Here is a 14,211-nt window from a genome sequence, read left to right on the forward strand (position 1 = left end):
CCGCCGGCGTCGAAGCCCGGCGGTCTTGGAACCACGCGTCCGAAGCGGCCCGTGCCCCACGCCCGGAGCACGGGCCGCTTCGTCATGCCGGCCGCTTTCGCGCGCCCGGCCGGTCCGTGCCCGCGGCTGGTTGTCGTCCCCGCAGCCGGTTGACCAGGTCGGGCTCACGCAGCAGCGCGCGGGCCATGGCGACGAACTGGAAGCCCTCGGCCATCGCCGTGTCCATCCGGCGGTCAGCCGAGCAGGGCGTCGAGCAGCTCTCTGACGAGGTCGGCGAGCCGCGCCGGCTCGGCGGCGGCCAGCGCCGGCAGCGTGCCAGCGGTCCTGGCGGCGCCGACCCCGATCAGCACCATCGCGGCGAGCTCGGCGCGCAGCTCGGTGTCGGGCGCGGCGTCGTCCCGAGCCCCGGCCGCCCGCAGCACCGGTAGCACCTGCTGGGCCAGCCGGGCGGCGGTCGCGGCCCGGGCGGCCTCGTCCAGGTCGCAGCGGAAGACGTTCTGGCCGACCGTGCTCGCCGGCCCGTCGCCCCACCGCTCGACCATCCGGGCGAGCAGCTCGGCGAGCGCGACGTCCGCGTCCTGACCGCCCTCGTCCTGCCGGCCGTCGGCGGACGGGCCGGGCCGGGCCGGGCCGGCGTCGCCCTCACCCGCCGTGACCGGCGCGGCGACGCCCGGGTGGGCAGCTCCGCCGGCAGCCTCCCTGGCGGCACCGACGACAGGATCGGCGGCGAGGACCGCCTGGTAGAGGCCATCCTTGCCGCCGTAGTACCGGGCGATCAGGGCGGCGTCGACGCCGGCCCGCTCGGCGACGGCCCGCAGCGCCGTGCCGGTGTAGCCACGTTCGGCGAACAGCTCGGCGGCGGCGGCGAGCAGCCGGGCCCGGCTGCGCCCGGCGTCCCGGCGCCGGGACGCCGCGTCCACGGCCGGGCCGGCGGGGGTCACGCGGCCGCCGCCGGGCCGGTCGCGGGGTTCGACGCGACCTGGACCGGCAGGACCGCGGCCAGCGCGCCCGCCGGTGCCGGACTGGTCGAGGCACGGCCCCGGCGCCGCGCGAGGCCCAGCAGGCCGCCGACGAGGCTCACGGCGCCTAGCAGCAGGAACGCCACCATGTAGCCCGTGTCGCGCGGCAGCAGGCCGCCGGCCGGCGTGAAGCCGGCGAGCAGCGAGGCGACCAGGGCACTGCCCATCGACCCTCCCACCACCAGCAGGGCCTGGTTGAAGCTCGTCGCGCTGCCGGTCTCGGTCAGCGGCACGTGGGTGATGATAAGCGTCGGCATGGCGGCGAACGACGTCCCGACGCCCGTGCCCATCAGCGCCGTCGCGAGGCAGATCTCGACGAGGTGGTCGCGCTCGGCGGCCAGGCCGAAGCCGGCCGTCGCGACCAGCAGGCCACCGAGCAGCAGTACGGACGCCGTGCCGAACCGCGCTCGACCACCCGCGCGGCCCGGGCCGCGACCAGCGTCCCGACCGACAGCGGCATGATCATCAGACCGGCCGGCCGACTCCCCCGCCGAAGCCGTAGCCGGCGGACAGCGGCGTCTCGACCAGCCGGATGATCAGCGAGACGATGCCGAACAGGCCGAAGCCCATGAAGACCACGGCACCGTTACTGACCAGCACCGGCACCGGGGTCAGGTAACGCAGGCCGTCGCCGCGCTGGCCGACGGCACCCCGCTGCAGCTCGGCATCACCCGGTTCGTCGCGGCCCGCGTCGAGCTCGACATCGGGCACGCGGACCTCGAACTGGACGGACCGGCGTAGCGCTGGTCAGCTGTTCACGGCTGGCAGACGGGTGAGGAACTCGCCGAGGCGGCCGGCGAAGACGTCGTTGTCGTCGCCGGCGACCATGTGGCCGGCGCCGGTGACATCGACGTACTCGGCGTGCGGGATGAGCTCCAGCAGCTCGGCCACGCCCTCTTCGCTGACGATGTCCGACTGCTTGCCGCGCACCAGCAGCGCGGGGACGCGAATCGAGCGGGCCGCGGCGCGCAGCCGGTCGGTCTGCAGCGTCTTCTCGGCCTCGGCGGCGAACTCCTGGGCGGTCATGTCCGCCGCGCCGGCGAACAGGCCGGGCCGATCCGCACCGGGCAGGACCGTGTCGCCGAGCTCGCGGCGAGCCTCGTCACGGATCTTCATGAAGGCCGGGTCCCAGTGCCAGTACCAGCGGCCGTCCCGTAGCCGCAGGTTCTTCCGCAGCCCGGAGAGGCTGGCCGGCTTCTGCCGGTTCGGGTTGTAGGCGGCGATCGCCGCCGCCGCGTCCTCCAGGCTCGCGAAACCCGCCGGCGCGGACGACATGAACTCGAAGATGTGCCTGATGCCGGCGGGCTCCAGCCGGGGGGTGATGTCGACCAGCACGAGGGCCCGGCCCAGCGACGGCGTGCGGGCCTGGGCCAGCAGCGCCGTGATGCCACCCATCGACGCCCCTACCAGCACCGGCGGCTCGCCGAGCTGGGTGACGATCGCGTCCAGGTCGTCGGCCATCGCGTGGTGGCTGTAGTCCTGGGCCGGGTCCCAGTCGGTGTCGCCGTGGCCACGGGCGTCGACGGCGACGGCCGACCAGCCGAGCTCGGCGAGCCGCTCGCCGGTGCGCCGCCACGAGTGCCGGGTCTGGCCGCCACCGTGCAGAAGCAGCACGACGCCGTGGCGGGGCGCGCCGGCCGGCGGATCCCAGCGGTCCCCGGCGAACCGCAGCCCATCGGCCGTGAAGCTGGTCGCCGCCGCCGGCCGTGGGCCGTGGAGGACCCCGCCGTCGCCGCGCGGGCCCGGGTCCTGCTCCTGGACGCTCACCGGCCACCCCCTCCCTCGATCTCCCAGCAAACCACAAGTCATCGTTCGTTGACATCGATGCGGTCCCAGGGGCCGCGCTGGCGACCCGCTCGATACGGTCACAGTGACGGTCAGGTGCTCAGGCGAACCGGGCACAACCATCGGGCACAGCGATCAGACACAGCGGACGAGGCAGAGGGGCGTGGCGGATGAAGCTGGACGGCGTCGGCATCTGGAGCAGCCAGCTGCGGTTCGGCGACCCGGCCGCCGCGGCGGCGGCCGCGGCCGAGCTCGACGACCTGGGCTACCGGGCGCTGTGGATACCCGACATGGGCGGCCCGGTGTTCGACGCGTTGGAGAACCTGCTGGGCGCGTCCCGGCGGGCGGTGATCGCCACCGGCATCCTGAACCTGTGGATGCACGAGCCGGCCGACGTCGCCGCCGGCCGGGCGGCGCTGGTCGAGAAGTTCGGCGACCGGCTGCTACTAGGCATCGGGGTGAGCCACGCCCCGCTCATCGACCAGCAGGAGGCGGGCCGGTACCGGCTGCCACTGCGCGCGATGACGGGCTTCCTGGACGCCCTCGACGCGGCGTCGCCGCCGGTCCCGGTGGCCGACCGGGTGCTCGCCGCCCTCGGCCCGAAGATGCTGGAGGTCGCGCGGACGCGGTCCGGTGGCGCGCACCCGTACCTGGTCACGCCGGAGCACACCGCGTCCACCCGCGCCGCGCTGGGCGCCGGGCCGCTGCTCGCCCCGGAGCAGACCGTCGTGCTGACCGACGACCGGGCGGCCGGGCTCACGATCGGGCGGAAGTTCCTCGCCGGGTACCTCCAGCTGCCGAACTACGCGAACAGCCTGCGCCGGCTCGGTTTCACCGACGACGACATCACCGAGGTCAGCGACCGCATCGTCGACGCGACGATCGCCGTCGGCGACGAGGCGGCGATCGCGCAGCGGGTCGGTGAGCACCGGGCCGCCGGCGCCGACCATGTCTGCGTGCAGGTCCTCAACGCCGACAACTCCTTCCCCACCGAGGAGTGGCGCCGGCTGGCGCCCGCCCTGCTCGGCTGAGCCGGACGCGCCGCCCGGGGGCGGGGTGATCTCCGCCGCCCGGGCGGGCGCTTGGCGCGGGCTGTCAGGGGAACCGACGGGTCATCGGCTGGCGCTGGTGGGCCGCCCTGGTGAGCCAGCGCAGCGTCGGCGCCTTCGGCTCGGTGCCGGTCTGCCGGGCGCTGGCCGCCGACCGGGGGGGCCAGTCGGTGACGGTCGCCCGGCGTGGCAGGAACGCCACGTCCGTCCAGTCGACCCGCAGGCCTCCGCACACGGCGCAGCGGCGCCCGAGCGCCGGCGACGGCACCGGGACATGGTGGCGGAAATAGGTCTCGAAGATGTCGCCCTCATAGTCCGACCACCGGACCAGGTCGAAGCTCTCCCGCCACTGCGCGCCGCAGCGCCGGCAGCTGAACCGCACGTCGAGGGGCAGTTGTTCAATCTCCATCAGGAACTCCTAGCGGCCCTAACCCGTGGATCTTCCCGGGCCTGGTGACGGCGGCCCGGCGCCGGCCGGCGTCGTGGAGATCGTCGCCGGTCCAGGGTGCCGGCCCTGGGCAAGGATGCCCGGACAGGTCGCCCTCAACCGGTCGGCCGGGTCCGATCCGCGCAGGCCGGGCGGGGCGGCGGGGCGGGGCGGCGCGCCGCGCCGGGAGCGAGGACGCTGGCAGGGCGCGGACCAGGGAGGAACGACCACAAGATCATGGCTGAGAAGCGGACGGCGACGGCCCGGGACACGGCGGGCTGCCAGCTGGGCCTCGCGGAGCACCTGCGCACCCCCGAGCTGGTCTTCGGGATCGTGCGGACCGTCGGCACCGAGATCGCGCCGGTGGTCCAGGAGCTGCACGCCGCGCTCGCCGCGGCGAACTACCTGGTGTTCCGGATCGACCTGGACACCCTGCTCGCCCCGCTCGTCTCGGCCCTGGAACCCCCGGCGGACGAGCCGACCCGCCGCGAGCTGCTGATGGACGCCGGGGACCGGCTGCGCGACGAGCTGGGCCGGGCCGACGGGGTCGCGCTCGCCGGCGTCCGGGAGATCCACCGGATCCGCGGCGACGCGGCGGTGGACCACGCCCGGCCCCGCGCGTTCGTCCTGGATGGTCTGAGCCACAAGGCCGAGGTGGAGACGCTGCGCCAGGTCTACGGCCGGCGGGCCTTCTTCATCGCCGCGGACGCGCCCCGCCCGGAGCGGGCCCGGCTGCTGGCGCAGCTGTTCGAACGCAGCTCCGGCCTCGACGCCACCGACGCGGAGCGGGCCGCCACCCACGCCGTCGACCGGGACTTCGGGCTCGCGACCAGCCTGACGGCCCCGCCGGTGGGCCGCGGGATGCGGCTGTCCTCGTCGGCGGCACTGGAGCGCTGTGACCTGTTCGTCCGCTGCGACGACCCGACCCAGACCCGCCGCCACGTGCGCCGCCTGGTCGAGTGCATCCACAGCCACCCGTTCCACACGCTGACCATGGACGAGCTGGGGATGGCCGCGGCCTACCGGGGCTCGCTGACGACGGCGGTGCTCGCGCGCCGGGTCGGCACGGCCATCATGGTCGACGAGCAGATCGTCGCGGTCGGCGCGAACGAGGTGCCGAAGGCCGGCGGCGGCTATTACCACACCGAGAGCCAGCCGGACGGCCGCGAGTTCATGGCCGGCCTGGACGCCTCCGACGGCATCCGGGCGCAGATCCTCGCCGACCTGCTGGCCCGGCTGCGCCCTGGCTGGTTCACCCCGGAGCTGCAGAAGCGCACGATCGCGGAGCTGACCCAGCTGGCGATCAACGACGAGGACATCCGCGACGCCGACCTGTTCGACGTCATCGAGTACGGCCGCACGACGCACGCCGAGATGGTCGCGATAACCTCGGCGGCCCGGCGCGGCATCGCGATCGGCGGTGGCACCCTCTACTCCACGACGTTGCCCTGCCACGAGTGCACCCGCAACATCATCGCCTCGGGGCTGGCCCGGGTCGTCTACCTGGAGCCCTACCAGAAGAGCAAGGGCGGCGAGCTGCACCGCGACGCGATCGACCTCTTCCCAGAGCCGGTCTCCCCCAGAGCCAGCCACGCGGGCCCGGCCGGCCGGGCGGACCGGGTCTCAATCGAGCCGTTCTCCGGCTTCTCGCACAACCGGCTGTCGGACCTGTTCTCCTGGGTGCCGCGCAAGGCCGACGACGTGCGGCGCACCGCCGGCGAGCCGATCCGCCTCGACGGGCGGGCCGTCATCTGGCGGGCCCACGAGGCCGCGCTGCGCCCGAGCATCAGCGACCCCGCGTTCGCCGAGACCGACGGCCTGACCCGCCTCGTCACCGAGATGCGCGTCCTCGCCGCGCTGCCCGACGGTCGTCCCCGGGCCGACTGCGCGCCGCTGGCCGACCTCGAGGAGCTGCTGGACAGGATCGCCGGCACCCTCGACGGTGGCTAGCGCCGCGTCAACCGTGGTCGGGCGGGTAGCCATGGTCCGGGTCGGGGTCCTACCTCAGGTTGTCCGCGCGCATTTTCTGAGCCTTGCTACCCGTGGACCGTCTCCCCCGCGACGCCGACGGCGTCGAGCACCGCCGGGGCGTCGTTGTGGCTGTGGGCGAAGCCGAGGTCGCGTTCGATCCGCACTCGCCGCCGACCGGTAGGCGAGGATGTAGGCGCGTTGGTAGCCGTCGGTGGTGTTGCCACCGGAGCCGTGCATCCGCCGCTGTCGTGGACATCGGTGAGGGCGATGAAGGCGTTCGCGGTGCCGAGCCCGTGGGAGTCGCAGAATCGAAGGTGATCTTCTACGGCGCGGCCGTAGGCATCGACGGTGTTCGGCGCCCGGCCGATGTTCGCCGTGAACTGTAACCAGCGACGAGCATGCTCATTGCAGGTGATCAGTGGGAACCGATCCCACGCCGCTGTGGCCACGGCCAGACCGTAGAAGGCCGCCGGCCACGAGCGACCACACGACACCCGCATCCATGAGAAGGCCCACGGCCGGACCGTGCTCTCGGTAAACCGAGCGGGCGATGGGTCCGGCCGTGGGGGCTGGCGGAACAGGCGCTGACCGGGCCACCTGCTGTCTATGAGGCGTCCTGGTCCCACAGGTCGGTGGGGTGGGCCTGGACGAGAGCGCGGATGCGGGTGAGGACGTCGCCGGCAGGTCGCGGGCCGCAGTCTCCTTACCAGCCATCGCGTCGATGTCGGCCTGGGAGGCGTAGCGCATGATCATGCGCTTCTTGGCTTGTCTCCTTGCTCGGTGACTGTCGGCCGGGACGTCGAAGCTACCGCTCCACGCTTCGACAGCTCGCGCCAGGTGTGGCTGACATCACTAGTCGGAGACTACGCCCAGGCGGGATCGCGGCCGGTCAGGCCGAGGATACGGTCCAAGGTGGGTGCGTCGGCCGGCACCGCGACCGCCGGGCCGTACATGCCCATCTCCCGCCCCTGCTCCACGCCGGCGAACACCGTGTCGTGCAGATGCGCCAGCAGATCGGCGGGCAGTTCCAGCCGCTGCCCGCTCGCGACCGCCAAGTCCCAGCCGTGCAAGGCCAGCTCGCCGACGATCATGTCGCCCATGACGGGTGCGGGCAGCATGTGCGGCGTGCCCATGCTCGTCTCGCCCTCCCAGGCGCTCGGCGGCGCCCACGACGACGTGATGTCGTCCAGCAGGGCGAGCAGGCGGCCGCGCCAGTCGCCGGCCGCCAGGTCCACATCGGACTCGGCGGCCGCCGGCTGCGGAACGGACTCCTTGCGGCCGGCGCCGGCGAGCGACGGGCCCCAGAACAGGAGATGGTTGACCAGTGCCCGCACGTCGTACTCCGTGCACGGAGTCTTGTTGGCGAGCTGGTCGTCGGTAATGGTGCGGGCGACCGCGGCCATGGCCTCGACCGCGTTGGAAATGTGTGACATGGCTGCGACGCTAGGCGGCTCGGGCCGGAGGGGTATTGAACAAAGGCGACATACACTCTGCCGCGTGGGGCGGGACGTTCGTGAGCTGCGGAGTGCGTGGACCAGGTATCAGCGCCACGCGTTCCACGGCCCGTCGCCGGCGCTCGCGCCATGGGTGGAGCGGTACTGGGAGGCTCGCTGGGACTACGCCGAGCCCTACCGGCAGAAGATCGTGCCGTACCCGAACGTGCACCTGTCGTTCGGCGGCGGCCGCGCGGACATCAACGGCGTGTGCAGCGGCTACCAGATCACGGTCCTCGAGGGCCGCGACCACGTCTTCGGCGTCGCGTTCCGGCCGGGCTGCTTCCGCCCGTTCCTCGGTGCCTCCGTCTCGACGATCACCGACCGCGTCATCCCGGCGACCGAGGTGTTCGGCCCGGACCTGCCCACGACGCTCGACGTGCCGACCGTGGAAGCGTTCCTGCTGAAACACCTGCCAGACGACGACCCCCGGATGCGCCAGGCGGTGGCCGCGGTCGAGCTGATCGCCAAGGACAAGGCCGTGACCAGGGTCGAACGCCTCGCCGGCGAGCTGGGGCTGAGCATGCGGGGGCTGCAACGGCTGTTCGCGGAGTACGTCGGCATCGGGCCCAAGTGGGTGATCCGCCGCTACCGCCTGCACGAGGTGACCGCACGCATGGCCGCCGGCGAGGCGATCGACTGGGCCGCGCTGGCGGCGGACCTCGGCCACGCCGACCAGGGCCACTTCATCCGCGACTTCAAGAGCATGTTCGGCGAGCCACCGACCTGGTACGCGCAGCGGTACTAGTCCGCCTCCCCGGACTTGAGTGTGGGTCGCGTCCCGGCGCGGGTGCGGGCGGCAAGGTGGACCGTGGCTGGGTGCAGACTTTCGCACAAAGATCCGAAGGACAGGACATCATGCGCGTCGAGATCAGTGTCTAGTCGGTCGATGACGTCCGGGTCGCCGCCAGGGCCGGCGCCGCGCGCGTCGAGCTGTGCGCCGGCTCGCTGGCCTCGACGATCCAGTAGCCGGCCAGCGACTCCTTGATCTCCGCGAACGGGCCGTCGGTCGGCACCGGCGCGCCATCGGCGAACCGCACCGTCCGCGCCTGACTGGCGTCGGTGAGCGCGTCCCCGGCGACCCATTCGCCGGACTCGCGCAACTCCGCGTCGAGGTCCATCAGCATCTTCTGCATGCCGGCGATCCACTCCTTGGAGCGCGACTGGACGACCTCGCTCGCACAACCAAACATCATGATCATATATTTCATCTGGTCGCTCCCTTCATCGGCGCCCCCACGGGCGCTCCCTGTGTAGTCCGAGCCGATGGCCCGATCTGGACATCCAAGCGGGAGCAACCCGCGGCGGAAGACGGCCCGGCACCGCAACCCGCGCGCGTCGCGGCAGCGCGCCACCACACCATCACGATCCGACAGAGATCACGCGAGCAAGTACTTGGCGTCAAGAACAGACGCGCTTCGTCGAGGGTAACTGGTCAGGTGGGTTGGGGTGTCCAGGGGTTTCCGTTGGCGAGTTGGGTGAGGGCGTCGAGTAGGCCGATGCCGTGTTTGCGGGTGGTTGCTGTGTAGGATCGGATGAGGCAGAAGTTCTGGGCGCCGGTGAGTGTTCTCATGCAGCCGGAGATTTTCTGCCGGGTTTTCACCATGCGGATCTCGCGTTCGGCGGCGTTGTTATCGAAGGGCACGGCCGGGTTGGTGGTGAAGCGGAGGTAGTCGTCGATCCGGTCGCGGAGACGGCGGGCGAGCGCGCGGTGTTTGTTGCCGAGCGCGCCGGTGACGGTCTGGTCGTCGGCGGCGATCTTCGCTGCGTCGCGGATGCGACGGGTGTGCTGGTCGAGGACGTCCGTGTCCAGGGTGATGCCTGTGGTGCGGGCATGGTCGATGTGCTTTTTAAGCGCGAGGAGGCCGTCGGTCACCTGACGTGCCCAACACCATTTGGTGTCGTCGCCGGCTGCGTCGATCACGGCTTGGAGTTCCCGGAGAACATGCGCGTTGCACAGCGCGTGGGTCGCGTCGGTGAACGTGTCGTAGGGTGCCCAGGCGTCATGGACCGCGACTCCGGTGAAACCGGGAAGCACACCGGCGGTGAGTATCGCCTCCCGGCCGCGGCGGCGGTGCGCGGTCAGTAGCGAGTAGCGGTCGGTCGACGCGGAGTGCACCCAGTGGGTGGTGCCGTTCACTCGGAAGCCGGTCTCGTCGAAGTGGACCACGCTGGCACGGCCGATCAGTGCGCGGACCTGGCCGCTGAAACCCTTGAGGGATTTCGCGGCCTTGGTGGTTGCCGCGGCGACGGTCGCGTCACTGATCGGGGTGCCGAACAGCTCGCCGAGGGCCTGCGCTGTCCGCTGTTTCGACAGGAACTGGCCGGCATACAGATAGACGATGACCGCAGTGATCATCGGACCGTACTGAACCGGTGCTCGCACTCCGTCGGGACTGTCCGCGGTGGTCACCATGCCGCACCCGCACCGCTTCGCGACCAGCTGATGCTCGACGACACCGACTCGGATCGCGGGGATGTCGAAGACCTGGCGCCGTGTCATCCCGGCGACCGGGGCGCGGCCGAGTCCTCGGCCGCAGCCGCAGCACCGCGCCGGCTCATGGCGCACGATCTCATCCGGATCGGCCACCTGGCACAACGTCCGCCCGGGATGACCGCCCTGCCCACCGGGTTTACGGCCCGATCTTCCTCGCAACGACTTCGGCGCTGGCTTCGCCAGCCCGTCCGATGACGGCGGCTTCGACGAGTTCCGTGAATTCGCCGCCAGCCGCGCCTCCAACTCCGCGACCCGCGCTTTCAACCGCTCGATCTCAGCGGCCTGTTCTTTGATAATCGCGGCCTGGGCAACGACAAGCGCGGCAAGCTCGTCATACGTCGGCCGCGTCATACCCTCATTATTGGACACGCACCGAGACACGCCAAGCAATTACACGCCAGGAGATGCCAACTCATTAACAAATCACGCGGGAACATGACGGACCTGACCAGTTACCGTCGAGGTTGCACGTACTGGCGCACGCCACGTCCGTTTGGACCGAAATCGAGCAGAATGCGAATTCTGCACAATGTCCCGCCAGGCCGGGAAGCAGCGGCGGGGCAACATCACGTTGACGATCGAGAAGTCGGACGGGTCGCGGCCATAGTCGCCGGCCATGTCGCAGTAGTCCCTGCCGGGCACGTCGATCTCGCGGCGCAGGAAGCGGTCATAGACGATCTCCAGCTCGTCGACCTCGGCGGCGGTGAGGATCCCGGGGAGGTGGACGTAGCCGTCCTCGGTGAACCGGCGCCGGTCCTCGGTGTCGATCACGTACCGGCCGTCGCTCGTCAGCTGCCCCATAGATCCTCCCGCAGCGCTACTCGCCGTCACAGCGGCGTCACGGGCAAGGTGGGGGAATCTCAGGGCCGACCCGACCGCGACAGGCGTGGCGGCCGCCACCGAAGAGTTCGGTGGGGGCCGCCACGGCGCTGCTACATAGGCCAGGAGTATTCGTTCTCAGCGGGCGTTCGACGGCTACGACCTGCTACGAGAACAGGTTGACCGTGAGCAGCTTGCCGCTGATCGGCCTGGTGATGACGCGGGTGCGGCTGAAGTTGTCCGAGCCGTTGCTGCACTCGACGCTGAACGTGGCAACCGTGCCGACCGCCGGAACCTGCTGAAGGCTCAGGCTGTAGAAGCCGCCCGCGCTGACCCCGGACGTGTCCGACTCGCCGGCCGACGTGGTGACAGCCACGCCCGTCGCGATGCTGGCCGGACATCGAGCGGCACCACCGACCGAGACGTTCGGACTGTTGGGATCCGCGCTGGCGGGAAGCGTCGAGCCCAGGATGAGCGCGCCGGCGGCGCCGGTCGAGGCAAGAAGACTCACAGTCTTTCGCATTCTCATGATGAAGCAACCTCTCCTGACAGATACGACTCCTGTCCGCCGATTGGGTTACCCGATGTTGGAAACGTTATTCGCGGCCGTCGAGGTATTTGAAGCCGCAGCATTCGGGTTTGTTTCGGCGCAGCGCCTCGACGCGAAAACAAGACCGACAGTCGTCCAATGAAGGCGCCGGGCCACCGTCGGCAAAGAAGACTCGGGAGAAACACCGGACCACCCGCGTCGTGGCCGCCTCATGGGGGTGAGCTCACCCGGGTGACGCGGATGTGCCGCCCCGCGTTCGGCCGACCAATGTCACGCTAAGTGACCGTGTGGGATGAGGGTGTCGACGGTTGGATGGGGCAGGAATGGAGAAGCGTCGGGCGCTGGACCGGCCCTAGCGTGACCGGCATGCCTTTCATCGACTCCGTCACCCTTGAGGTGGCCGACCCCGCCGCCGCGACCGCCTTCTACGACACCACCTTCGGTCTGGGCGACGAGCTGCGCGTCCGCGGCTCGGACGCGCGGACCGACGGCTTCCGCGGCTTCACCCTCTCGCTCACCGTGTCCCAGCCCGCCAACGCCGACAGCCTCTTCGAGGCGGCGCTAGCCGCCGGCGCGACCGCGCTGAAGCCTGCCGCCAAGTCCTTCTGGGGTTACGGCGGCGTCCTGCGGGCGCCGGACGGGACGATCTGGAAGATCGCGACATCGGCGAAGAAGGACTCCGGCCCGGCCAGCCGGGAGGTCGACGAGCTGGTGCTACTGCTCGGGGTGTCCGACGTGGGCGCGAGCAAGCGGTTCTACGTCGAGCACGGCCTCGCGGTGGCGAAGAGCTTCGGCCCCATGTACGTCCAGTTCGACACCCCGTCCAGTCCCGTCAAGCTGGGGCTCTACCGGCACAAGGCCCTCGCCAAGGACGCCGGCGTCTCGCCCGACGGGACCGGCTCGCACCGGCTCGTGATCGGCGGCGACGCCGGCGCCTTCACCGACCCGGACGGGTTCGTGTGGGAGGGCTCGCCTGCCCTCGAGACCCGGCTGTCGGGCAGCCCGCTGAACCACGCCGCGGTCGACTGAATCCCGGAGTCAGGGCCTCCGCGGTTGTGAAAGTGCCACCGTAGGCGACCTTCCCCGGCGCCCGGCGGGACGTGTCCGGCAGGCCCTGACATGGCCGTCGCTAGGCTGCTCGCTGCTGCTCTGACGCCGTAACCCGACGTCGGGGCGCCATCGAGCCGTGGGGCCGCGGGAGACGAGGTGAGGTAGGTGCGGATCCTGCTGCCGCCGAGCGAGGCGAAGACACCGGGGGGTGACGGGCCGGCGCTGCGGGTGACCGGTTTTGGCGACGGCCCGATCGCGGCCGCCCGTATCGAGGTGGCCCAGGCCGTCGCCGCGTTCTGTCACCGCGATCCTGCCACGGCGATCGTCGCGCTTCGGCTGCCAGCCTCGCGCGCCGAGACGGACCTGGCCACCAACGCCGCGATCCTGGACGCCCCGACGATGCCCGCTCTCGACCGGTTCGCGGGCGTGCTCTACGAGGCCTTGGCCGCGGCGACGATGCCGCCCGCCGCCCGGGCCGTGGCCGACCGTGCCCTTTTCGTCTCCAACGGCGCGTTCGGCCTGGTAAACGCCGCCGAACCGGTACCCGACCACCGGGTGGGCATGGCGGCGGCGGTCCCCGGCCTCGGCGGCCGCGCCACGCCGACCGTGCTCGCGACCTTCTGGCGCACCCGGCTCGCCCGGTTCCTGCCCGACCTGCTCGTCTGCGCCCCGACGCCCGCCGCCGGAGCCCCCGCCGCGGCACCCGAGAGCCTGACCGCCACCCCGCCGGCCGAGGCCGCCGTCGGCGAGCACCTCATCGTGGACCTGCGCTCGTCGGCCTATGCGACCGTACCCACGCTTTCCGGACCGATCCGGTCAAGCGCCCTGCCTGTACGCGCGCTGACCGAGAAGCTCCTCGACGGGCACTGGGTGCGCCGCCCGCTCAGCTACCAGGCGAAGCAGACGAAGGGCCTGCTGGCCAGAGCGCTACTGCTCGCCGACGCGGCTGGCCGCCCGGTCAAGACCGTCGACGACGTGGCCGAGGCTGCCGAGTCCGCCGGGCTGGTCGCCGAGCCGCGCGGCACCGCCGCCGCGCCCACCCTCGACGTCATCACCCGCTGGGACCCGGCCGGCCGATATGGGGGAAAGACGCCGCGCTCGCTGGTGGCGGCAGCCCGGGCGGCCGGTCACCTGGACGCGAACGCGGCGCGGTAGGCCTGGGGCGACACCCCGACCAACCGCCGGAAATGCGGCTGCAGCGCCACTCCGTCCGCGCGCCCGGGACTCCGCGGGTGTCCGGGACTCCGCGAGTGTCCGGGAGACGAAGGATGGCGAAGCATCGGCGATCATGACTTAATGCCTATCGGAAGGTGACTTTCAAGCCAGTCACTTGCCGCGCGAGGCCCGCGCCGGGCGGTGCGCCGCCCGGTCCGGCTCCTGACCAGGGCTCGCTTCTCATCCGTTGCATTCTCGTTTCCGGCTGGCGCGATAGGCTCTGTGCGCCAGGTTTTCCGTGGTCTTGCGCCAAGCGGTTCGGTCGTCCGATTGGCTGAATGGGCCGGCGAGCCGGCCGGAAGCGGAGGCCGCGGGTGTCATCACCGGTGCTCCCGT

At 71.6% G+C, this 14,211-nt stretch carries 17 protein-coding genes; 5 read left to right on the forward strand and 12 right to left on the reverse strand.

What is annotated here, in order from left to right; genetic code table 11:
- Nucleotides 1-82: 82 nt before the first annotated feature.
- The 5 genes from FRADC12_RS30745 to FRADC12_RS00275 all read right to left on the reverse strand — a co-directional run bounded on the left by FRADC12_RS30745 (nt 83) and on the right by FRADC12_RS00275 (nt 2,786).
- Complete coding sequence (locus tag FRADC12_RS30745; RefSeq protein ID WP_157488643.1) at nt 83-226, reverse strand: hypothetical protein; 144 nt, start codon at nt 224-226, stop codon at nt 83-85.
- A gap of 7 nt (nt 227-233) precedes the next feature.
- Nucleotides 234-941 (reverse strand): helix-turn-helix domain-containing protein, encoded by a 708-nt coding sequence (locus tag FRADC12_RS00265; RefSeq protein ID WP_045875110.1) that lies wholly within the window; start codon nt 939-941, stop codon nt 234-236.
- Nucleotides 938-1,402, reverse strand: coding sequence for an MFS transporter (locus FRADC12_RS32610; RefSeq protein WP_349305919.1), 465 nt, complete (start codon nt 1,400-1,402; stop codon nt 938-940). Before FRADC12_RS32610 ends, FRADC12_RS00265 begins: the two co-directional genes overlap by 4 nt.
- 82 nt (nt 1,403-1,484) lie before the next feature.
- Nucleotides 1,485-1,730 carry a hypothetical protein gene (locus FRADC12_RS32615; RefSeq protein ID WP_052710591.1) on the reverse strand — a complete coding sequence of 82 codons (246 nt, stop codon included), beginning with the start codon at nt 1,728-1,730 and terminating at the stop codon, nt 1,485-1,487.
- A gap of 36 nt (nt 1,731-1,766) precedes the next feature.
- Nucleotides 1,767-2,786 (reverse strand): alpha/beta fold hydrolase, encoded by a 1,020-nt coding sequence (locus tag FRADC12_RS00275; RefSeq protein ID WP_502685213.1) that lies wholly within the window; start codon nt 2,784-2,786, stop codon nt 1,767-1,769.
- A 188-nt stretch (nt 2,787-2,974) separates the two neighbouring features.
- On the opposite strand from FRADC12_RS00275, the gene FRADC12_RS00280 reads away from it, so the two are divergent.
- Complete coding sequence (locus FRADC12_RS00280; RefSeq protein WP_045875111.1) at nt 2,975-3,835, forward strand: LLM class F420-dependent oxidoreductase; 861 nt, start codon at nt 2,975-2,977, stop codon at nt 3,833-3,835.
- Nucleotides 3,836-3,899: 64 nt separating this feature from the next.
- On the opposite strand, the gene FRADC12_RS00285 is transcribed toward FRADC12_RS00280, so the two are convergent.
- Nucleotides 3,900-4,262 (reverse strand): hypothetical protein, encoded by a 363-nt coding sequence (locus FRADC12_RS00285; RefSeq protein WP_045875112.1) that lies wholly within the window; start codon nt 4,260-4,262, stop codon nt 3,900-3,902.
- Between the two features lie 255 nt (nt 4,263-4,517).
- On the opposite strand from FRADC12_RS00285, the gene FRADC12_RS00290 reads away from it, so the two are divergent.
- Nucleotides 4,518-6,230, forward strand: coding sequence for a deaminase (locus tag FRADC12_RS00290; RefSeq protein ID WP_045875113.1), 1,713 nt, complete (start codon nt 4,518-4,520; stop codon nt 6,228-6,230).
- 86 nt (nt 6,231-6,316) lie between these two features.
- Here FRADC12_RS00290 and FRADC12_RS32620 read toward each other — a convergent pair whose 3' ends face one another.
- Together FRADC12_RS32620 and FRADC12_RS00295 are read right to left on the reverse strand one after the other, a co-directional pair.
- The gene (locus FRADC12_RS32620; RefSeq protein ID WP_232303502.1) at nt 6,317-6,700 is read right to left on the reverse strand and encodes a hypothetical protein; all 384 of its coding nucleotides are present in this window, start codon (nt 6,698-6,700) and stop codon (nt 6,317-6,319) included.
- Nucleotides 6,701-7,114: 414 nt separating this feature from the next.
- On the reverse strand, nt 7,115-7,684 hold the full coding sequence (locus FRADC12_RS00295; protein ID WP_198152735.1) for a TIGR03086 family metal-binding protein: 570 nt from the start codon (nt 7,682-7,684) through the stop codon (nt 7,115-7,117).
- 64 nt (nt 7,685-7,748) lie between these two features.
- Between FRADC12_RS00295 and FRADC12_RS00300 the strand changes: the two genes are divergently transcribed.
- Entirely contained in the window at nt 7,749-8,492 is a 744-nt protein-coding gene (locus FRADC12_RS00300; RefSeq protein WP_198152736.1) for a helix-turn-helix domain-containing protein, read from the forward strand.
- A 130-nt stretch (nt 8,493-8,622) separates the two neighbouring features.
- Here the strand turns inward: FRADC12_RS00300 and FRADC12_RS00305 are convergent, their stop codons facing one another.
- The 4 genes from FRADC12_RS00305 to FRADC12_RS00320 all read right to left on the reverse strand — a co-directional run bounded on the left by FRADC12_RS00305 (nt 8,623) and on the right by FRADC12_RS00320 (nt 11,571).
- The gene (locus FRADC12_RS00305; protein WP_045875115.1) at nt 8,623-8,955 is read right to left on the reverse strand and encodes a YciI family protein; all 333 of its coding nucleotides are present in this window, start codon (nt 8,953-8,955) and stop codon (nt 8,623-8,625) included.
- 224 nt (nt 8,956-9,179) lie between these two features.
- Complete coding sequence (gene tnpC, locus FRADC12_RS00310) at nt 9,180-10,592, reverse strand: IS66 family transposase (RefSeq protein ID WP_084010359.1); 1,413 nt, start codon at nt 10,590-10,592, stop codon at nt 9,180-9,182.
- Nucleotides 10,593-10,664: 72 nt separating this feature from the next.
- Entirely contained in the window at nt 10,665-11,042 is a 378-nt protein-coding gene (locus FRADC12_RS00315; protein ID WP_232303503.1) for a phytanoyl-CoA dioxygenase family protein, read from the reverse strand.
- A gap of 184 nt (nt 11,043-11,226) precedes the next feature.
- Nucleotides 11,227-11,571, reverse strand: coding sequence for a hypothetical protein (locus FRADC12_RS00320; RefSeq protein WP_232303504.1), 345 nt, complete (start codon nt 11,569-11,571; stop codon nt 11,227-11,229).
- Between the two features lie 405 nt (nt 11,572-11,976).
- Here FRADC12_RS00320 and FRADC12_RS00325 point away from each other — a divergent pair, with 405 nt between their 5' ends.
- Both FRADC12_RS00325 and yaaA read left to right on the forward strand, forming a co-directional pair.
- Nucleotides 11,977-12,639 (forward strand): VOC family protein, encoded by a 663-nt coding sequence (locus FRADC12_RS00325; RefSeq protein WP_045875117.1) that lies wholly within the window; start codon nt 11,977-11,979, stop codon nt 12,637-12,639.
- A 186-nt stretch (nt 12,640-12,825) separates the two neighbouring features.
- The gene (gene yaaA / locus FRADC12_RS00330) at nt 12,826-13,815 is read left to right on the forward strand and encodes a peroxide stress protein YaaA (protein ID WP_084010360.1); all 990 of its coding nucleotides are present in this window, start codon (nt 12,826-12,828) and stop codon (nt 13,813-13,815) included.
- Nucleotides 13,816-14,211: the final 396 nt, after the last annotated feature.

This window comes from Pseudofrankia sp. DC12, from assembly GCF_000966285.1.
Taxonomy (GTDB): Bacteria; Actinomycetota; Actinomycetes; order Frankiales; family Frankiaceae; genus Pseudofrankia.